General features: G+C 40.8%; 16 protein-coding genes. 9 read left to right on the top strand and 7 right to left on the bottom strand.

Annotated elements, in window-relative coordinates:
* Positions 1–2: 2 nt before the first annotated feature.
* The 5 genes from B4N43_RS06460 to B4N43_RS06440 all read left to right on the top strand — a co-directional run bounded on the left by B4N43_RS06460 (position 3) and on the right by B4N43_RS06440 (position 6,945).
* Entirely contained in the window at positions 3–1,286 is a 1,284-nt protein-coding gene (locus tag B4N43_RS06460; protein WP_075992008.1) for a glucose-1-phosphate adenylyltransferase, read from the top strand.
* A gap of 168 nt (positions 1,287–1,454) precedes the next feature.
* Entirely contained in the window at positions 1,455–2,216 is a 762-nt protein-coding gene (locus B4N43_RS06455) for a hypothetical protein (RefSeq protein ID WP_088161069.1), read from the top strand.
* Position 2,217: 1 nt separating this feature from the next.
* Positions 2,218–3,000, top strand: coding sequence for a zinc-dependent peptidase (locus B4N43_RS06450; protein WP_286733625.1), 783 nt, complete (start codon positions 2,218–2,220; stop codon positions 2,998–3,000).
* A gap of 129 nt (positions 3,001–3,129) precedes the next feature.
* Complete coding sequence (locus B4N43_RS06445) at positions 3,130–4,911, top strand: DUF4091 domain-containing protein (RefSeq protein ID WP_201670706.1); 1,782 nt, start codon at positions 3,130–3,132, stop codon at positions 4,909–4,911.
* Positions 4,912–5,211: 300 nt separating this feature from the next.
* On the top strand, positions 5,212–6,945 hold the full coding sequence (locus tag B4N43_RS06440; RefSeq protein WP_159728661.1) for a thiamine pyrophosphate-dependent enzyme: 1,734 nt from the start codon (positions 5,212–5,214) through the stop codon (positions 6,943–6,945).
* A gap of 155 nt (positions 6,946–7,100) precedes the next feature.
* Here B4N43_RS06440 and B4N43_RS06435 read toward each other — a convergent pair whose 3' ends face one another.
* A complete protein-coding gene (locus B4N43_RS06435; RefSeq protein ID WP_075992013.1) occupies positions 7,101–7,289 on the bottom strand; it encodes a hypothetical protein in 189 nt (62 codons plus the stop codon).
* A 265-nt stretch (positions 7,290–7,554) separates the two neighbouring features.
* On the opposite strand from B4N43_RS06435, the gene B4N43_RS06430 reads away from it, so the two are divergent.
* Positions 7,555–8,043 (top strand): hypothetical protein, encoded by a 489-nt coding sequence (locus B4N43_RS06430; RefSeq protein ID WP_286733620.1) that lies wholly within the window; start codon positions 7,555–7,557, stop codon positions 8,041–8,043.
* On the opposite strand, the gene B4N43_RS06425 is transcribed toward B4N43_RS06430, so the two are convergent.
* A complete protein-coding gene (locus B4N43_RS06425; RefSeq protein ID WP_286733618.1) occupies positions 8,026–8,409 on the bottom strand; it encodes a diacylglycerol kinase in 384 nt (127 codons plus the stop codon). The two genes, B4N43_RS06430 and B4N43_RS06425, sit on opposite strands and share 18 nt — an antisense overlap.
* A 181-nt stretch (positions 8,410–8,590) precedes the next feature.
* Here B4N43_RS06425 and B4N43_RS06420 point away from each other — a divergent pair, with 181 nt between their 5' ends.
* Positions 8,591–9,769 (top strand): MalY/PatB family protein, encoded by a 1,179-nt coding sequence (locus tag B4N43_RS06420; RefSeq protein ID WP_182981058.1) that lies wholly within the window; start codon positions 8,591–8,593, stop codon positions 9,767–9,769.
* 164 nt (positions 9,770–9,933) lie between these two features.
* Here the strand turns inward: B4N43_RS06420 and B4N43_RS06415 are convergent, their stop codons facing one another.
* Positions 9,934–12,096 carry a S46 family peptidase gene (locus B4N43_RS06415; protein WP_120334677.1) on the bottom strand — a complete coding sequence of 721 codons (2,163 nt, stop codon included), beginning with the start codon at positions 12,094–12,096 and terminating at the stop codon, positions 9,934–9,936.
* Positions 12,097–12,322: 226 nt separating this feature from the next.
* Between B4N43_RS06415 and B4N43_RS06410 the strand changes: the two genes are divergently transcribed.
* Positions 12,323–13,261: a hydrogen peroxide-inducible genes activator gene (locus B4N43_RS06410; protein WP_120334676.1), complete on the top strand. Its 939-nt coding sequence runs from the start codon at positions 12,323–12,325 to the stop codon at positions 13,259–13,261.
* A 6-nt stretch (positions 13,262–13,267) separates the two neighbouring features.
* The gene (locus B4N43_RS06405; protein WP_075992018.1) at positions 13,268–15,067 is read left to right on the top strand and encodes a chloride channel protein; all 1,800 of its coding nucleotides are present in this window, start codon (positions 13,268–13,270) and stop codon (positions 15,065–15,067) included.
* Positions 15,068–15,158: 91 nt separating this feature from the next.
* Here the strand turns inward: B4N43_RS06405 and B4N43_RS06400 are convergent, their stop codons facing one another.
* From B4N43_RS06400 to B4N43_RS06385, 4 genes are all read right to left on the bottom strand, one after another.
* Positions 15,159–15,749, bottom strand: coding sequence for a riboflavin synthase (locus tag B4N43_RS06400; RefSeq protein WP_286733614.1), 591 nt, complete (start codon positions 15,747–15,749; stop codon positions 15,159–15,161).
* 673 nt (positions 15,750–16,422) lie between these two features.
* Positions 16,423–17,016, bottom strand: a complete 594-nt coding sequence (locus B4N43_RS06395; RefSeq protein ID WP_088161078.1) for an RNA polymerase sigma factor — start codon at positions 17,014–17,016, stop codon at positions 16,423–16,425.
* 199 nt (positions 17,017–17,215) lie between these two features.
* On the bottom strand, positions 17,216–18,706 hold the full coding sequence (locus B4N43_RS06390; RefSeq protein ID WP_286733611.1) for an arylsulfatase: 1,491 nt from the start codon (positions 18,704–18,706) through the stop codon (positions 17,216–17,218).
* Complete coding sequence (locus B4N43_RS06385) at positions 18,703–20,226, bottom strand: sulfatase-like hydrolase/transferase (protein WP_286733608.1); 1,524 nt, start codon at positions 20,224–20,226, stop codon at positions 18,703–18,705. The genes B4N43_RS06390 and B4N43_RS06385 overlap by 4 nt, the downstream gene beginning before the upstream one ends.
* Positions 20,227–20,244: the final 18 nt, after the last annotated feature.

Here is a 20,244-nt window from a genome sequence, read left to right as displayed (position 1 = left end):
ATATGTCACGTCATAATGTAGTAGCTATCGTCTTGGGCGGAGGAAGGGGCTCACGTCTGTATCCATTGACCGATCAACGGTCTAAGCCAGCGGTTCCCATTGCCGGGAAATATCGCTTGGTGGACATTCCCATCTCGAATTGTCTTAATTCGGGTTTTAACAAGATTTTTGTGTTGACACAATTCAATTCTTCGTCACTCAACTCCCACATTAAGAATACCTACAACTTTAGTATTTTTAGTAAGGGCTTTGTTGATATCCTGGCTGCCGAACAGACCAATGATGGCGATAAATGGTTCGAGGGTACGGCAGATGCCGTGCGGCGATCGTTTCGGAAGCTGGCTAGTATTGATTATGACTATGTACTGATTTTATCGGGGGATCAGCTGTATCAAATGGATTTTGATGCCCTGGTTGACTTTCATGTCGAAAACGAAGGCGACCTGACCATTGCGACTATTCCAGTAAACGCCAAAGATGCCACTGGTTTTGGAATACTGAAATCAGATGAAAAGAATCACATTACCTCTTTTATTGAGAAGCCGAATAGTGAGCAGCTGGTGGACTGGAGTTCAGAAGTGAGCGACCATTTAAAGGGTGAGGGTAGGGAATACCTGGCTTCTATGGGTATTTATGTTTTTTCAAAAGGCGTCCTGAAACGTATGCTTGAAGAGAATCGCGGAATGGATTTTGGAAAAGAAATTATTCCCGATGCAATTGATACGAATAGGGTCCTTAGCTATCAATTTGAGGGTTATTGGACAGACATCGGTACCATAGGTTCTTTCTATGAGGCCAACATTGGTTTGACTGATAATATTCCGGCCTTTAATCTGTTTGATAAAAATACGGTTTTCACCCGTCCAAGGATGTTGCCACCTTCTAAAATTTCGGGTACAACATTGATCAATTCTGTCATTTCGGACGGCTGTATTATCCAAGCGGATAAAATAGACCGTTCCGTCGTGGGGGTTCGTTCGCGGATTGGTACAGGATCTGTGGTGCGCGGTACATATATGATGGGGTCTGACTATTATGAGGATCTCGTCGATATGGAGGATGCAAAGCGGAAAAATATACCTGTGGTGGGTGTTGGAGAACGCTGTTATATTGAGAATGCTATTTTGGATAAAAATTGTCGTATCGGCAACGATGTCCGGATCAATGGCGGACCTCATTTGCTGAATGCCAATCATCCTACCTATACCATTTGTGATGGCATTGTTGTTATCAAAAAAAATGCGGTTATTCCAAACGGAACAACAATAGGATTGACAAGCCTATAAAATTTATAGAACAAGGGAGATAATATATTGTTATCATTGCAAGTTATTCTAATGGAAGTATCGGGAAATACGGCTAATCTACAGGTTCAATTTACGGGTAGGTAGTCAAATAATTGTTTCATGGTACTGTCTTTGCTGGCAAAGAGCATTTTAATATAATGAAATCGTATGCAATTGAGACAGGTTATCTCCCTTTTTTTTATACTGTTTGTCTTTGTAGGTTGTGATACCTCATTGATGGTTCAAGGTAGTGGTGTCTTGCGTGACGCCTCGCGTAGATTTGAACTTCGTAACGGCAATCGAACAGTCGTTTACATTCCAATGCGGCATCTGGGTACACGTGTGTACTATGATCAAATCCAGCGTGCTGTAGATTCTCTTCAACATTCGGGCTATGTTGTTTTTTATGAAAGCATCGCTTATCAGGTGGATAGTGCGGCACAACGTGATCTATATGACCGCAAATTTAGAAAGCTTACAGGCAATCGGCTAGGGTTGCAGCAATGTATTGAAATACCGGGCGATACCTCCCGGGTTCTTCGGGCGCCCATGTACCGTAAACTGGGGCAGCGAATCATTAGTCAGCCCGATTATTCCTTTTTTCTGGTGAATTATGAAACGGCGGTAAATGCGGATATTCCCAAAAATAAATTGCTTGACGAGTTTGAATACCTGTATGGTGCGATCAACCTGGATGATTGTGATTACAAAACACCGCTCCAGGAACCTTATTCCTGCAAACCTATAAAAGCAGCATTAAAAAACAAATTTGATAAAGAATTTGTCATGAAAAAAAGGGAAGAGAACCTGGCTTCGTTAGTTGCTGACGCTCCACAGCAAAAGATTTTAATCTTATTTGGAACCTCACATTTTAAAGGCTTTTTGCGTAATTTGCAGGCTCGGGATCCCAAATGGATACAGATCAAATAATATGCTAGGAAAACTATTCATTGTACTGCTTATACCAGTAACCATTTATGTTGTTTATTACCTGTTAAATCGTACAGCCAAAAATAGCAAAGCCATTAAACGTGTATTAAGCGACGAAGGCAAGGAAATTCTAGAAAAAGAAGTTGCCTATTACCGCAATCTGTCCACTGCGGACAAAGCGGAATTTGAAACCCGCTGTTTAAAATTTTTGGATACGGTCAAGATTGAAGGTGTGGGTGTAGCGGTTGAGCTGAAAGATTATATGATGATTGCCGCCAGTGCAATTATTCCAATATTTGCCTTTAAGAAATGGACTTATCCCAATTTGACCAATATTATGGTTTATCCTTCCCAATTCAATACAGCCTATGAATTTGAAGGCCATGCTGACCGCAATATTATGGGTATGGTGGGTGAGGGAGCCATGAATGGACAAATGATATTGTCTAAATCGGCACTGGAGTATGGCTTTAAGAATCCAAACGATGGACAGAATACAGCGATACACGAATTTGTGCACTTGATCGATAAAACCGATGGCACAGTGGATGGCATTCCCACACATTTGATGGATAAAGCTTCAGTCATTCCTTTTATGAATCTGATACGGGAAGAAATTACCAAGATAAAAGAAAATAAATCTGATATTGATGTATATGGCATGACCAATCCAGCTGAGTTTTTTGCGGTTGCGTCTGAATATTTCTTTGAGAACCCTGCGAAATTCAAGACCCATCATGCCGAGCTCTATAAAGCACTTTCTGAAATTTTTGAACAAAGTTAGTTATAGATAAATAAAATTTTAGTATTTTTAAGGCAAACAGAAGTTGTTTGCCTTTTTTCTGCGAGCACCCTGCTCCTGGGCTGGAAAGAAGATCATCGCTTCGCTAAAGTTTTGTTAATTATAACTGTTATGCCTAAAACTACAATTTATTCTTCTATTGCCCTGGCTTGTATGCTATTTTGTGGCAGTAATCCGGGATTTTCCCAGCAGCGTTTTGCTACAGGGACAACATTTACTGAAATGGCCGATCCCACAAAGGATACTTTATCCAACTGGTCGAATGTTAAAACCGGCCTACATGCTTCGTTTGTATCGATAGACAAACGTTATCCCAAATCTGTTAATCCAAATCTGACAACACAACGTACAGCGGCTGTGGATGCTTGGAAAGGTGAACAAGTATCGGCGCAAGTATTGTTATGGACCAGTGCTGCCGCAGCAGATGTTGCTGTATCGGCAAGTGAATTAAAGTCTACAACAGGCAAGGTGATCGGTAGCGATGCGGTACAAGCACGTTTTGTTCGTTATGTCATGACTGACGAATTTGCAAGTGGTTGTGGCCATCGTAAACCAGAAGATTTTAAAGCTTCTCTTTCGGCAGATATGTTGGATGATCTGAAAAGCTATGACCTTGAAGCTAAGAAAGTCCGTCCTGTATGGATTACCGTAAAGGTTCCCAAGGAAGCTGCTGCTGGACAATATAAAACGACAATTTCGGTTAAGCAAAATGGTCAGGTAAAGGAACAGTTACAACTTACGGTCAATGTGCAAAATCATGTGCTGCCACCTGCATCCCAGTGGACTTATCATTTGGATCAATGGCAACACCCTTCTGCTGTGGCTCGGGTCAATAATGTAAAAATGTGGAGCGATGAGCATTTTGAAGCGTTGAAGCCTACCATGAAACAACTTGCAGCTGCAGGGCAAAAAGTGATTACTGCGACTTTAAATAAGGATGCCTGGAACGTACAGACGTATGATCCTTATGCGGATATGATCACCTGGAAGAAGGCAAAAGACGGTTCCTGGACCTACGATTATACTGTTTTTGATCGGTGGGTAAACTTTATGATGGACCTGGGTGTCAACAAACAGATCAATTGCTATTCGCTTTTACCATGGAATAACGAGGTCCATTATTTTGATGAAAGTAAAAATGAACTGGTCAATGTTATTGCGAAGCCCGGTACAGCTATATTCGAGGAACTATGGACGCCTTTCTTAAAGGATTTTAGTAAACACATTACCGCAAAGGGCTGGTTAAAGATTACCAATATTGCGATGGATGAAAGAGGCCGGGAGGAAATGGATCCAGCAATAGCATTGTTGGAAAAAGTAGCGCCCGAATTTGGTGTTGCATTTGCAGATAATCACAAAAGCTACCAACGCTATCATAAAAGTACCGATATCAGCGTTGCCGCTGGAGATCCTTTTGATCAGAAAGATCTCATTGAGCGACGTAAAAAAGGGTATATCACGACATTTTATGTTTGCTGTTCGGACGAATTCCCAAATCAATTCACGTTCTCGGATCCAGCAGAATCCACCTATATGGCTTGGTATGCGCTAGCGGCAGGCTTCGATGGAGCATTACGTTGGGCATTTAACTCCTGGGTGAAAGATCCGCTGCATGATTCAAGGTTCCGTACATGGCCAGCGGGAGACACTTATATTGTTTATCCACAAGGAAGAAGCTCTATCCGTTATGAACGTATGTTGGAAGGTATTCAAGATTATACCAAAGTCGGCATTCTTAAAGCAAAGTTGGAGAAGTCAAAAGATCAAGCTAACCTAGCGAAGCTAAATGCAAAAATTGCAAAATTGAATACCGCTAAACGTTATGCGGACTGGAACAAAGATCTCAATGATGCAAAGCGTTTTGTCGATGAATTGTCGCGACAAATCAACTAAGGATTTATTAAGTCTATAATTTTAAAAAAGCTGCTTCAATCAATTTGAAGCAGCTTTTTTGTTGATTATAATCTTTTTCTATTTAAGTGCAGCGGATTGTTGGCTGAAATTTTCGGCGCAGTGTATCCTTGCTTCCCGTTGAGGCTATCCTTGCACATGCGATCATTTTATACGCTTGGGTAATACAGTATTGTTCAGGTAATATCCCAAACCATTACGCTAAATTATTGTTGTTATTAAGTGGCGATAACATAATTTGCATAAGGTCGCTGTCACAAAATCTTAAATTATAGTATAGGTATGAAAAATGTAGCACACCAGATTGTGGGTCTTTTAAAGGATGCGGGAATTCAGCGTATTTATGCCGTAACGGGCGATAGTTTAAATTTTTTCAACGAAGCTGTTCATGCAGATGGAACGATGCAATGGATCCATGTAAGACATGAGGAAGTGGGGGCATTTGCCGCAACGGCAGAGGCTGATTTGCACGGGATCGCCTGTTGTGCGGGAAGCAGTGGACCAGGACATGTGCATCTGATCAATGGGGTTTATGAAGCACACAAGACACGGGTACCCATGCTTGTGATCGCATCAACATGTGCTACATATGAATTTGGAACCGATTATTTTCAAGAAACAAATCCAATCAAATTGTTTGATGATTGTTCTTGCTACAATCAAATGATCACTCGGCCAGAGCAGGTGCAACGTATGGTGCAAAATGCATTACAACAGGCTATCTCTAAACGGGATGTTGCGGTTATCGGTTTGCCTGGTGATGTATCAGAAATGGAAGCGGTTCAAATGAATACCTCAACCAAGGTGTTTTTTACCGAGCCGCAAATTAGACCTTCGGAGATGGAAATTGGGCGATTAGCACAATATATCAATCAAGCAGAAAAGATAACCTTGTTCTGTGGTGTGGGAGCCAAGAAAGCACAGGAGCAAATTGTAGCGTTATCACAAAAGATACATGCGCCGGTGGGTTATTCATTTAAAGCAAAGTTGGATATTCAACGCGACAATCCCAATGAAATTGGCATGACCGGACTTTTGGGCATGGCGTCGGCATTTCAAAGTATGCATCATTCGGACCTCATTTTACTTTTGGGGACTGATTTTCCTTATAAAGATTTTATCCCGACCAACAAAACCATTGTCCAGATTGATATTGAAGGTGAAAAGCTTGGTCGCAGATCCATCGTAGACTATGGGCTTGTAGGCGATATTGAACATACCTTAAAAGCGGTATTGCCTTTTGTGGAAGCGCGTTCGGATACAAAATTTCTGGAGAAGCAGCTTGCATCCTATGCAAAGGTCAAGGAAGATCTCATGACTTATGTGGACGATTCGGGCAGTGAATGCGCGATACAGCCTGAATTTGTTGCGCATACCATTGATCAAAAAGCCAGTGATGATGCGATTTTTCTACTTGATACCGGGATGTGCTGTGTGTGGGGAGCACGTTATATTAATCAGCGAAAGGATCGTATCATGCTGGGGTCTTTTAACCATGGGTCTATGGCTAATGCCATGCCAATGGCTATTGGAGCGGCATTGACACATCCTGAACGTCAGGTTATTGCTTTTTGTGGTGACGGGGGACTATCCATGTTGTTGGGGGATCTCGCAACAATAAAACAATATAACTTACCGATTAAAATCATCGTCTTTAACAACCGTGCACTTGGTATGGTTAAATTGGAAATGCAGGTGTCAGGTCTGAAAGATCAGGAAACCAATATGGTCAATCCAGATTTTGCGATGATCGCGCAAGCGATGGGAATACGCGCATTTACGGTGACTCAGCCCCAAGAGGTGGATGCTGTTATCACTGAAGCTCTTGGCATGACGGATGAGCCTGTCCTGATCGATATATATACCAATCCCAATGCATTGGCTATGCCGCCCAAGATATCCTTCAGTCAAATGAAAGGGATGACAGAAAGTATGGCAAAATTAATGTTGTCGGGTAATTTTGAAGAAGTATGGGATACCATTAAGTCGAACTATAAACATTTGAAATCGCTTTAATCACTTGTGATATTCGAATTGTTAAACATATTAAAAGCCCCTCGAAGCATAACAGCGGAGGGGCTTGTTTTGTGTTAAAAGTGACTTGAATGTGTGGCTGTCAGACCATAATATACTGATCAGCGGATAGTCGAAATTTGGAGGAAAATGTTATCTCAACATTGACGTTGAACAAACCAAAGACTTTTAAGTAATTCTTCTTTACAGCGTCTGAGTTTTTCAACTTTGGATTCGGAAGAAATGGTAACTTGCTCTTTAACAATAATAGCCAAGTCTGTTTCAATGGACAATTTTGTGAGTGATGTACATCCACTATCAAATTTCTTAAAGCTTACATCTTTCATACTAATATTGGTTAAGAATTCCTGAATTTTATAGAGTACAATTTACTAATAAAAATTAGCTTTACAATAAGCTAGCAATAATTTTATTGTTACTAAATTGTTTATTTTTAATAGCTTATATCGTGCTAAAATAGCCTAGTGCTATCTAACTTATAAACAATATTTGCTTGCTTTTTGTTTTCTGAATTTTAAATTTTTAAATGTTAGTTATTTAAAACAAAATTTCTTTTGAATTGCTATCTATACTATCAAACAAAAAAACACGATGAGAATAAGAAATTTTGGATTTATAGTGTTGCTGTGTTGTGCTGCCTGCCATCAGGAACAAAAAAAACAGGATGCTTCCACGAAACTCAATGACACTGTTCAGCGTACTCAACCTTCGGATACCGGGAGGTTTCTTACAGGAAAGAGTACGTATCAATACCTTAAAAATGGCGATACCATTTCATTATCAATCACTGTTGATGGAGAAAAGGTTCAGGGTGATCTAAGCTATGCCTGGAAGGAAAAAGATCGTAATAAGGGACATATTGATGGTGTATTGAAGGGGGATATTTTAACTGCCGATTATACTTTTTCTTCTGAGGGACAGGAATCCGTCCGCCAGGTAATATTTAAACTATCCAAGGAGCGTGCACTGGAAGGTTATGGTGCGATGGAGGAGAAGGCTGGAAAAATGACTTTTGCCGATCCTAAAAAGATAGCTTTTGATGAGAAATTCGCCTTAGAAAATTTAGCGAAGCGCCAATGAGATCAGCTTGGGAATAAAAATTAAGAGGCCGATCAATAGTGCACTGATGCTGCTGATCATCACTGCCGCTGCGGTGACATCTTTTATCTTTTTTATGTTTGGATTATCTTCAGGACAGATAAAGTCGGCTATATTTTCCAATGCGGTATTTAACAATTCACAGACAAATACAAAACCAATGGAAAAGAGTACAGCAATCCATTCGTGGGTACTTATGTGAAGCACAAATGACAGGGTAATGGCAATAATGGCCGCTATACAATGCACCCTGAAATTATGTTCTTCCTGCCAGGCTGTTTTTAGCCCACTGAACGCATAGTGAAAACTCTTTAATCTAGCACGAAATGAAAAGTTGTTTTTGGCCATAGTTGTCCTACTATTTTCTGTAAAGATAGCGCTTTCTGCTTATCTTGGCATACTGGATTTTTTATTGTATTTAGTCCGAGTTATTCCTTTGCCATATCCATCTGATCGGCTTTCTTGTTCATCCTTTTTACTTTATGGGGCTTTTACTACAAATGCAGCCTAATTTTGAGTAAATTGCTGTATGATCTATAATTTTGATAAAACGATTGTTCGTCGTGGTACCGATTCGGTCAAATGGAATCAACATGATTATGACGATTTGATTCCACTCTGGGTTGCGGATATGGACTTTCCAGCAGCACAACCTGTTGTGGATGCGCTTGCGCAGCGGGTTCAACATGCTGTATATGGGTATGCTACTATTCCAGCTGCTTTTTACAGCGCGGTTATGAGCTGGTCTTCGCAGCGGCATAAATTTGTACTTCAGCCGGAATGGATACTTCCTGTGATCGGTGTCGTACCGGCGCTTTCGGCTTTGGTTAGCGCATTTACCTCACCCGGTGACAAGGTTTTGGTTCAAGAGCCTGTATATCATTGTTTTTTTTCCTCAATAGAACGCAATCAAGCTGAGGTGGTTTCCAATGACTTGATTTACCGCAATGGCGAGTATGCCATTGATTTTGAAGATTTTGAATATAAAGCAAGTGATCCGAAAGTCAAGTTATTTATTTTATGTAGCCCACATAACCCCGCTGGACGTGTTTGGACTAGAGCTGAGCTTGAACGTCTCGGTGAAATCTGTTTGCGGCACCAAGTTTTAGTCATTTCGGATGAAATTCATTGCGATCTGGTATTTGAGGGCCATACACATATTCCTTTTGGGAGCATCAGTGCAGCCTTTTTGGCGAATTCGATTACCTGTGTAGCACCGAGTAAAACCTTTAATTTGGCAGGACTCCAGGTCGCTACGGTCTTCGTGGCCGATCCTGAACTCAAAAGGAAAGTGCAGCAGGCTTTCTTAGCCAACGAGATAAGTAGCATAAGTCCCTTTGCCATTACAGGCCTGATCGCAGCGTATGAGTCGGGTGGGGAATGGTTGGATCAAGCTTTAAGCTACATTCATGCGAATTATGTTTATTTGAAAGGCTTTATGGCTGAATACCTGCCTGCTTTGCATGTCCTTCCTTTGGAGGGCACTTATCTGGTATGGGTAGATTGCGCGGCTTTGGGGATTTCAAGTCGAAAATTGGGGCAGCTCTTATTGGACGAGGCACATGTACAGGTCAATGTCGGTGCGATGTATGGCAAGGGGAGTGACGCCTTTATTCGCCTCAATATTGCTTGTTCAAGGGAAGTGTTGACAACAGGCTTGTTGCGTTTGAAGACTGTTTTCTCCTCTTTACTGCAAGGAGCAAAATAGCATACGAATAGATGCTGCGTTAGTAGATGAATAGGTTCCGATTTACGGAGAGTTCTTCGTTCATAGTATCATGCCGCCGAGCGAAAAGGAAATAGCGTAATGAACAAAAAAATCCGCCGTATCTCTCGATGCAGCGGATTTTTTTAGGTTTGTTTTAGACCCTATTAAATACCCATTTCTTTCAGAATGAAATGCGCGTTGTCAATTTTATCGGCAACCCAGAGGACATAACGAATGTCGACTCCGATGGATCTGCTGTAACTCTCGTTCCAAGCGAAATCATTAATTGTTGCGTCATAAGCACGGTCAAAATTTACACCGATTAATTCACCATTGGCATTCATTATTGGAGATCCTGAATTTCCACCTGTAGTATCCATATCATATAAGATATTGACCGGCACAGATCCCAGGTCTTTTTGAAGATAAGGGCCAAAATTTTTATTGAGGTAAGCAGTCTTGATTTCTTGTGGGTAGTCAAATTCTGCTAAACCAAGATTTCCTTTTTGAATGATTCCTTCGATTGTCGTAAATGGCTTCATATAAGTTGCATCAGCAGGAGAGTAGCCTTTGATGTGCCCATACGTCAGACGTAAGGTTGAGTTTGCATCAGGAATAAAGTTTTTGGCCTGAAAAATTTCCTTGACGGCGACATAATCGCCCATTAATTTGTTCAGTACCCCTTCACGTCTTTTTTGTTCAGCAGCGAACTGGACAATATCATTGTTCAATTTGCCCTGGAAATCCAATAATTTGTCGTCAAATTTCTGAAGTGCATCGGCATTGGCCAAGACAGTATTTAGTATGTAATTTTGATCGCCAAGTTTACTGTTCTGAATAATCTCTGTTGCAAATTCTTGTGCAGTAGCCGTATTAAATTGCAATTTCTGAATGGAGGCCAATTGATTTTTACCTTGGAATGCAATAGCATCTTCCAACATTCTGGAGAAAATACGCTGATCAGCCTGTTTATTGTAGCTTTCGTAGGTTTCTTTAACAGCGGTTTTTAATTTTTCGATATTCAGATCGAAAAGCTGCTTGGCAGCTTGGGAAGATTTTTCCTTTGCCAAGTTGGTTTTCAGAACGTTCAGGTCGCGGGCTACTTTCAATAAGCTCGTACTATTGTAAATATTATTGATCCAAAGTTCTTTCAGGGCATCTTGATCGCTCAGCTGATAATAGGCGTCAATATCAGTGAGTAGACTTCCATATTTGTTTTTCAATTCGGGTTTACTTAAGATAAAAGCCGCCAGTGCTTCGTCTTCTTGTTTTTTTGTCGATAGCAAGTCGATTCCTCGTAAACCCTTGAGTTTACCACGATAGTTTTTCAATACATTCGCATTACGTTTTATGCGTGTTGCCAAGGACAAGGCGATATCGGTATTGTCTTTTCCTGCTTCCTCCATCTGTTTATTTTGGAAATCATACAGGTTGGATACGTAAGGCAAAAGATATTCCTGTTGATATTGAATATATTGTGCTGGTCTGTGTCGGAATGTTTTTCCGGGATAACCAAGGATAAAGGTGAAATCATTTTCCCGTACACCATTTGGATTGACTTTAAGGTGTTTTTTGGGCTGGTAAGGAACGTTATCTTTAGAATAAGGTGCAGATTTTCCGTTTTTGCCGACATAAGCTCTCAGAAAAGAATAATCTCCCGTGTGGCGTGGCCATACCCAGTTATCTGTTTCGCCACCAAATTCGCCGATGTTTTGACGTGGAATATAAACTAAACGAACGTCTTCGATTGTTTTATAACGGAATAGGACATAACTTTTTCCGATAAACATTTCCGATACTTCAGCTTTAATCGTGGGATCTTCTTTTTCCGCTTGTTTAACCAGTTCTTGTTGTTTACGTTTGATCGTATTGATACGCTCTACTGGGTCGCTGATGTTGGCGACAGCATTTAATATTTTAGCAGAAACATCCTCATAAGAATCGGTAATTCTTATTTTTAATCCTTTTGCTTCAATTTCCTGTTCTTGATTTTGGGCTACAAACCCGTTTTTTAGGTAATTGTTGATTGCTGTACTGGCAAGTTGAACGGCAGAAAAAGCGCAGTGGTGATTGGTAATGATTAAACCACGGTTTGAGACAAACGACCCTGTACATCCACTGACTTGAACCAGGGCATCTACCAGTCCGACCTGACCGGGATTGTAGATGTCTTTCTCACTGATCTTTAACCCAGCTTTCTTCAATCCAGCTCTATTTAATTCGCTCAATGGAAACATTCCCTCATCGGGATTTGCCTTGCTATAAGGACTGTTTGCCATGGTTAAGAATAAAGCTAGTGCAATTGTCGTACGATTTATAAACTTCATAGGATTTTAACTATCAACTGTTGTAAATCTCCAAATTTAAGAAAAGCATTTTGATGAAATCGATTTTTTATGTGAACTAATGTAACAATAGTGGATATACTGGACCTTTTTGGCAAGGTATTTATTGTATAATCGGCAGGCCAAATACTCCTGTTGACTTTAATTATAAAGGATTTGACATTGGTTTACGACAGGATTCGTAATTTTGTGCTTTAAAGATAGTAAGATGACCTTAATCCAACTGGAATATATTATAGCTGTTGATACCTACCGAAGTTTTGTTGCAGCTGCAGAAAAATGTTTTGTCACGCAACCTACGTTGAGCATGCAGATACAAAAACTTGAAGAGTCTTTAGGAGCAAAAATCTTCGACCGGAGCCGTCAGCCTGTTGTTCCTACAGAAATCGGCGAGAAAATTATTCTTCAAGCTCGATTGGTATTGACGGAAAGCCGAAAGATCAATGAGATTGTACAGGATAAAAAAGGGGAAATTGAGGGTACATTAAGGGTCGGTGTTATCCCGACAATCGCACCTTATTTACTTCCGAATGTGCTGACCACATTTATGGAGAAATATCCGAAACTACAATTGCAGATATGGGAATATACGACAGAACGGATTGTGCATGAATTGAAGGTCGGACTTCTGGACTGTGGTGTGCTATCTACTCCCTTAAATGATCCCGGGATTTTGGAATCACCCTTATTTTACGAAAATTTTGTCGCTTATATTTCAGCCAATAGTCCGCTGTTTCCAAAAAAAATACTGAGTGGTGATGATATTGCCGATGATAAACTTTGGTTGCTCAATGAAGGTCATTGTATGCGCGGGCAGGTGCTTAATATTTGTCATCACAAACATAATCAAGATCTTACAGGGCGATTTGAGTATAATACGGGTAGCGTAGAGACCCTAAAACGTATGGTAGATATCAACGACGGAATCACGATATTGCCTGAGTTGTCGATTTGGGATTATTCCGATGAACAATTGGATAGGATCCGTTATTTCAAATCACCGGAACCAGTACGGGAGATATCATTGGTGACGACGCAAAATTATGTAAAGAGACATGCAATTCAGGCCTTAGAAAAAGAAATATTGGCCGTAGTACCCGATAAATTCAAAACAAAAAAGAAAAAGGAAGTGTTGAGCTTTCAATAGGACGATATGAGAAACCTCAAAAGACGTTTTTTTAAAAAAATAGACCAGATCAACCAATGGCGGATGAAGAAAGTTTCTAACCGGAACTTTATCATTATACTCGCATTTTTGGTTGGAATTGTTGGTGGTATTATGGCATCTGTGCTAAAGAGATTAACCCATTTTATTGCGACGACTATACAGGATGATATCGATTGGAAAGTAAAGTACTCGGTTTACTTGATTTTTCCATTGATAGGGATTTTGCTCAGCGTGTTTTTTGTTCGCAAATTTTTGAAAGGGAAGAAGATGGAGCACGGGATTACCCCGATTATTTATGCCATCAGTCGGAAAGGCAGCCGATTGGATCCCAGCAATATTTATTCTCAGGTGGTGACATCGGCTATTACCGTTGGCTTTGGCGGGTCCTGTGGTTTGGAAGCTCCTGTTGCTTTGGGTGGTTCTTCTATCGGTTCTAATATCGCCCGTTTTTTTGGACTGCAGTATAAGGAAGTTACCATGTTATTGGCTTGTGGTGCAGCAGCAGGAATTTCAGGTGCTTTCAACAGCCCTTTGGCAGGAATGATTTTTGCTATCGAGATCTTGCTTCCCGAATTTTCCATTCCAGTGTTCATTCCTTTGCTGATCTCATCGGCATTGGCTTCTGTTGTCTCTCGCGTGCTTTATAATGAACCCTTATTCAGTACATTCAATTCCGATTGGCAAGTTTCGGCATTGTTGTTTTATTTGCTATTAGCTGTGCTGATTGGGCTTTATACGATTTACTTTGCACGTGTTTCCAGGAGTGTGGGGAAATGGTTTTCTAAGATTAAGAATCCCTATAATAAAGTGTGGGTCAGTGGTATCGCCTTAGGTCTGATGATTTTTGTATTCCCAGCGCTGTATGGTGAGGGCTATATTACCATTCAGCAGATTCTCAATGGTCAGTTTAACTCGATTGTTAAGAACAGCTTGTTCTCAGACTACAAGGATATGGGATTAGTAGTTTTGGGCTATACGATATTGACTTTATTTGGAAAATCCCTTGCTGCGTTATTTACATTAAATGGCGGTGGAAACGGTGGGGTATTTGGGCCAAGTTTAGTGATGGGCGGTCTGTTGGGCTTTGCATTTTCTTATGGTGTAAATTTGACGGGAATTGCGGAGCTAAATGTACCAAATTTTGTGGTAGCGGGGATGGCCGGTGCGTTGAGCGGCATTATGCATGCGCCGTTGACAGGTATATTTTTGATTGCAGAAGTGACCGGAGGTTATACGTTGATGGTTCCATTGATGCTGGTTTGTTCCATTTCCTATTTGATTAATCGGTCGGTTTTAAAGCATTCCATTTACACCAAGGTATTGGCGGAGTCTGGCGATCTGATTTCTTATGAAGACAAGGATCGATCCGTGTTAAGTATGATGCGGATAAAATATGTATTGGAAACTAATTTTGTGATCTTACGCCCTGACGAAACACCAAAAGGTCGACAAACAGACATCATTCATAGTAAACGCAATATCTTTCCGGTAGTGGATTACGAAGGCAAATTTATGGGGCTTCTTTATAGCGAATTTCTATTCTCAGTATTATTGGGTGAAGTGGATGGGGGAGATACGACCTTCGAAAAGTTAGCTCAGAAGCCAAATGATACGGTAGGAATCAATGAAAACATGGAAATCGTGATGGCTAAAATGAATAAGGACGACACGTGGATACTTCCAGTTTTGGGGGATGAAAATAAGTATATGGGCTTTGTTTCCAAATCGAGTGTATTCAACAAATATCGCGCGTTATTGATACGTCAGGGGCATTATTTGGAATAAATCGATTACACATTGTTAGAACCCGAAACGAAGCGTGTTCGGATATGCTCCCTTGGGTCGGCTTTAAACCCAAGGAAGCACAGCAAATTTTTTAAGCGCGTAAAGCCATTATCTTTGTGACATATTTTCCGATAATATCAAACTCCAAGTTGACTGTGCTACCCACTTCAACTTGTTGCAAGTTGGTATGCTCTAGTGTATACGGAATGATAGCAACGGAAAACTGATCGTCTTTAGAGTCTACTACTGTCAAGCTGATACCATTTACGGTAATGGATCCTTTTTCTACGGTGATATTTTGTTTGGAAACATCATATTGAAAGGTGAAAATAAAACTACCATTTTCATCTTTCTTTTGGATACAACGTGCAGTCTGGTCCACATGTCCCTGGACAATATGTCCATCAAATCTTCCGCCGGCCAAAGTACAACGTTCCAGATTGATCAGGTCGCCCACCTTTAATTGAGCGAGATTTGTCTTCTGCAAGGTTTCATCAATTGCCGTCACTTTATGCTGATTATTGTTCAATCCCACAACGGTAAGGCAAACGCCATTATGACTTACACTCTGGTCTATTTTAAGTTCATTGGAAATAACAGAACTGACGTAAAAATGGATATTGCTTTTTTCCTGTTCGATATTTTCTATTTTTCCTAGGGTTTCTATGATTCCAGTAAACATGATATTTTTTTTGATTGATTCCAAAGTTACTAAATAATTAAATGAAATATCGATGTTTAGATAGCACAAATGTGGTAGATAAGAGCTCATGGTGATTACATCTGAAATCAGACTCCACAACCAAATTAAGTTGAATGGCAAACTTGAAAGTTAAGGGGCAATTAACAATTGTGGTCTGTATTGACGTGTAGGGTATATTTACGGATGCAATTGAGTACGTAAAGATAAAAGTGATAGCTAAAATGAGGGCAGGAGATGACCGGTCATTCTGTTGTAAAGATAAATAATGCAAGGGTTAAATACTGTGGCTAGGACTAGCTGAGCAAAGCAACCAAAAAAATAACCTGTTGAAAAATGCAAAAAGATTGTAGTGTACATTGTACACTTACTATTCCTTTTGTGATTGCTGGGCTAAAACAAATTTATGGGAGTTGAAAAAAAATATAACAAAATTTTTGTTTATATCATTTGAACCACTATCTTTGTCCTAGGTTTAGGTTGATTGCCTCTTACAAAGAGGTATTTATAAAAGCTTAGCAGGTCGCCCGACCGAATGCTAAGCTTTTTTTTGTGATCATTTTTTTTGATTATTATTTCCGTAAACACTTAATAGCAAGCTGTTTACTTTCTTTTGTAAATTTCTAGGATGGGGATGAGGGCTGTGTGGTAGCCGTTAACTTTTGAAGGTATACCATGCTGTCAGCATTAGGATGGTGAGATATTCAAATTTTTTCGATTTGAAACGTTCTTTTAACGCATGCAATGCTTTGGATCTCGCATAATAGATGGTTGATGCGGTTGTGTTCAATGTTTCACAAATTTCATCTGTATTCAAGCCTTCCAAAAAACTGAGCTTGCAGATCTGAGCTTGTTGTTTGGGAAGCAAATTGATTTCAGCAAGTAACAACTCGGTGAGTTCTGTTCGGAATATCTTCTTGAGTACATCTTCATCCGGAACTGACATATGCTGCAGAATATCGAGTTCCTCTTTCCGTATTTTGAATTGCGTAGTTCTTTGCATATCGATACAGGCATTTTTAGTAGCGATAAAAAGAAAGGCTTTAAGGCTTTCATAATGCTCTACCTTTTGTCTATTATTCCAGAGTTTAACAAAAACATCTGAGACAATTTCCTCGGCATCGGTTTTGTTGCGGAGATAAGAAAAGGCAAAATAGCGTAAAGAATGACCAAAATGATCCATAAAAAAGCATAAAGCCATTTCATCACCTTCTTTCAGTGTATTGATGTATGATTCTATTTGCCGCATACTTGGTTATTGATCGTTTTACGTTGGCCTTCGGAATATGTTATACTCCTATATGGTCAATACGTCATTCATTAGGTAAATTCACATTCGAGCCCCGCTATGGATTGCTTGGCTAAATTACATAAAAAACTTGGGTTGTCATGATTCAATCCGGACAACCCAAGTTTTTTAAGATTAAAAAATTAAGAAAGAAATCGATTTATTTTTTAATCATCTTATTCGCTACAATCTCCCATTCCTGTATATGAGCAGGCTGGTGTTCATTATTGACAATTTCATCGAAATGCTGCAGCATTTGTGGGTGCTGTGCCGCGATATCTTTTTCTTCCCAAGGGTCTGTTGCTAAATCATATAATTGCCATTTTGCTTTAGGGTTTTTCTTCAGATCGAGTTTGACGGCCTTCCAGCGTCCTTCGCGTATGGCGATCTGGCCGCCCTTTTCTGGATATTCGAAATAAAGATATTGATGTTTTTGTTGGTTCTTTTCACCCAGCCAGGTTGGAAGGAGGGAGAGCCCATTGCTGTGGCCGGGGCTTTGTTGAACCAGCTGAGCGAAGGTAGCCATGAGATCGTATTGGGCCGAAATCAAGTCTGTTTCGGAATTCGCTTTGATGCGGTTGGGCCACCTGACAATTAACGGAACTTTGATACCGCCTTCAAAAACATCCATTTTCAATCCCCGAAGTGAATCGACACTGCGGAAAAAACGATAATCTATGCCCCCATTAAAGCCAGTTCCGTTGTCACTGGAGAATAGAATAATAGTATTGTCATCTATTCCCAATGATTTGATATGCTTCATAATCGTGCCGACCTGGTCATCCAGATAGGTGATCATACCGGCATAGGTTGCTCTTGGATAGGGGGTAGCCGTATAGCCGTCCTGTCCGTAATAAGGTTTGTCATGGAAGAGGTCCTTATATTTATCTACATATTCCTGTGGAACTTGTAGTGATAAGTGCGGCAATGTATAAGGAAGGTATAAGAAAAAAGGTTTGCGTTGGTTTTTGTCGATAAAAGCCAGTGCTTTCTCAGTCATTAGTTCAGGTGCATATTCCTTACCGTCAAACTGTTTGAAGTCCTCCGCCGTGGCCTTACTGGAATCTAAAGGAGAATGGACAAATTTTTCCTTGTTTTGAAGGGGATATTTTGTTTCATTTTCCCAAAGATGTGTTGGGTAATAATTGTGTGCCTGTTTTTGGTCCAGGTAACCGAAGAAATAGTCAAATCCCTGTTTATTGGGGCTTCCGGTGGAATTATTCATTCCAAGTCCCCACTTTCCAATGGCAGCGGTCTGATAACCGGCTTTTTTAAATAGGTGAGCCATGGTATACGTTCCTTCAGGTAGTGGCATCTGGCCACCCTCGAGACTATCTGCGAAACCGCCCAATTCATAATTTCCGCGAATATAAGATTGGCCACCATGCTTGCCCGTTAATAACATGCAACGGGCTGGGGCGCATACTGGAGTACTTGTATAGTGGTTTATAAAGCGTAAACCTTCATGTGCCAGCTGCTGGATATTTGGTGTTTTGATCAATCGTTGTCCAAAGGGCTCAGTTTCGGCATAACCTAAATCGTCTGCATAAAAAAATATGATATTGGGCAATTTATGCTGCTTTTTCTTTTGTTGTGCAAAAAGAGTCCCCCATCCGAGGAGGATGAGGGAAAGTCCAACTTTTAGTTTCATTTTTTACGTTCTCCTTCCAATAATTGCTTGAGTTCAGCGACCTTTTCTGGATATTTTGAAGCCACATTATTCTTTTCGCCGATATCATTTTTAAGATCGTATAACTGATCTTCCGGAAGACTTCCTGTTTCTGTATCGGTTAATTTCATGTAGGGGGAACCTTTGCTTGGCGCAATATATTTCCATTCGTCCTTTACGATGGCAAGTGTCTGTGCATGCTGAACCATACTGCTACGTCCCTTATTATCTTGACCGGTTAAGGTTTTCAAAAGCGGTGCGCTGTCTTTTGCTTCATCTGCATTTAGTGGAACATCCAATAATTGGGCACTTGTTGCCAAGAGGTCTATTTGGCTGATCAATGCATTGGAAACTTTTCCCTGTGCAACGCCCTTGCCGCTTACGATAAAGGGCACGCGAGTTCCGCCTTCGAAGATGCTATATTTGCCACCGCGTAGTGGACCTGCGGGTAAATGGCCATTTTGCTGGGCCACAGCGCCATCCATATAGCCGTCGTCGAGAACGGGGCCGTTGTCGCTGCTGAAAATTATAATCGTGTTTTTGTCAAGTCCCAAAAGTTGCAATTGCTGTTGAATTTGTCCGACGGTCCAATCCAATTGAAGAATTGCATCGCCGCGGTAGCCAAGTTTGCTTTTACCTTTAAATTGTGTTGCGGGCATGCGAGGGACGTGTGGTTCTGTCAAGCAGAAGTATAGAAAGAACGGTTTGTTTTGATGTTGTGAAATAAAGTCCTGGGCTTTGTGAAGAAATGTTGTGGAAACTTCTTCATCTACCCATCTGGCACGTGTTCCACCGCTCATGTAACCGATTCTTCCGATACCGTTGACAATAGTCTGATTATGTCCCTGGCCAGGTGAAGAATGCATTTTGAGCAGTTCGGGATGCTCTTTTCCTGTGGGGTCGTTACCTATTTTCTTTTCATAGTCGACCAGGATTGGATCATTGGCCTCTGCAGCGACGACCTGATCATTTTCAAGGAACACAGTTGGGACGCGATCTGCTGTTGCAGGAAAAATGAATGAATAGTCAAAACCTACATCATTAGGTCCGGGTTTGATGGGGGCATTCCAGTCTTTTTGGACCTGATTTCCGAGTCCCATATGCCATTTGCCAACAATGGCAGTAGCGTAGCCCGCATGTTTAAATACTTTGGGTAAGGTGATTTTATCAGTAGGAACGATTAGCTTGGCATCTCCTGGCAGAATGCCTGTTCCTTCCTGACGCCAGGGATACGTTCCGGTCATCAATGCAAAACGGGAAGGGGTACAAGTTGCCGAAGTACTATGAGCATTGGTAAATCGTACGCCGCTTTGGGCGAGCTTATCCAGGTTGGGGGTTTCGATCTGTTTGGCACCATAGCTGCTTAAATCACCAAAACCAAGGTCGTCAGCATAAATATAGATCACATTCGGTTTACTAGCCTTTTGGGCAAAACTAATCGTGGGGAGCGCTGCGAAAAGGCTCGAGGAGAGTAATAACGTTAGGGATAGTGGCTTCTTCATATACGTTAAATTTTGTTT

Origin of the sequence: Sphingobacterium sp. UBA1897 (assembly GCF_002337775.1) — a bacterium.
Classification (GTDB): domain Bacteria; phylum Bacteroidota; class Bacteroidia; order Sphingobacteriales; family Sphingobacteriaceae; genus Sphingobacterium; species Sphingobacterium siyangense.
Note: the sequence above shows the minus strand (reverse complement) of the source record. Positions and strands in the feature narration are given on the sequence as shown.

Coding starts and splice junctions, on each gene's coding strand:
- B4N43_RS06450 (WP_286733625.1), top strand. CDS start 2,218: ATGCTAGGAAAACTATTCATTGTACTGCTTATACCAGTAACCATTTAT.
- B4N43_RS06420 (WP_182981058.1), top strand. CDS start 8,591: ATGATCTATAATTTTGATAAAACGATTGTTCGTCGTGGTACCGATTCG.
- B4N43_RS06455 (WP_088161069.1), top strand. CDS start 1,455: ATGCAATTGAGACAGGTTATCTCCCTTTTTTTTATACTGTTTGTCTTT.
- B4N43_RS06410 (WP_120334676.1), top strand. CDS start 12,323: ATGACCTTAATCCAACTGGAATATATTATAGCTGTTGATACCTACCGA.
- B4N43_RS06405 (WP_075992018.1), top strand. CDS start 13,268: ATGAGAAACCTCAAAAGACGTTTTTTTAAAAAAATAGACCAGATCAAC.
- B4N43_RS06460 (WP_075992008.1), top strand. CDS start 3: ATGTCACGTCATAATGTAGTAGCTATCGTCTTGGGCGGAGGAAGGGGC.
- B4N43_RS06400 (WP_286733614.1), bottom strand. CDS start 15,749: ATGTTTACTGGAATCATAGAAACCCTAGGAAAAATAGAAAATATCGAA.
- B4N43_RS06440 (WP_159728661.1), top strand. CDS start 5,212: ATGAAAAATGTAGCACACCAGATTGTGGGTCTTTTAAAGGATGCGGGA.
- B4N43_RS06385 (WP_286733608.1), bottom strand. CDS start 20,226: ATGAAGAAGCCACTATCCCTAACGTTATTACTCTCCTCGAGCCTTTTC.
- B4N43_RS06425 (WP_286733618.1), bottom strand. CDS start 8,409: ATGGCCAAAAACAACTTTTCATTTCGTGCTAGATTAAAGAGTTTTCAC.
- B4N43_RS06435 (WP_075992013.1), bottom strand. CDS start 7,289: ATGAAAGATGTAAGCTTTAAGAAATTTGATAGTGGATGTACATCACTC.
- B4N43_RS06395 (WP_088161078.1), bottom strand. CDS start 17,016: ATGCGGCAAATAGAATCATACATCAATACACTGAAAGAAGGTGATGAA.
- B4N43_RS06390 (WP_286733611.1), bottom strand. CDS start 18,706: ATGAAACTAAAAGTTGGACTTTCCCTCATCCTCCTCGGATGGGGGACT.
- B4N43_RS06445 (WP_201670706.1), top strand. CDS start 3,130: ATGCCTAAAACTACAATTTATTCTTCTATTGCCCTGGCTTGTATGCTA.
- B4N43_RS06430 (WP_286733620.1), top strand. CDS start 7,555: ATGAGAATAAGAAATTTTGGATTTATAGTGTTGCTGTGTTGTGCTGCC.
- B4N43_RS06415 (WP_120334677.1), bottom strand. CDS start 12,096: ATGAAGTTTATAAATCGTACGACAATTGCACTAGCTTTATTCTTAACC.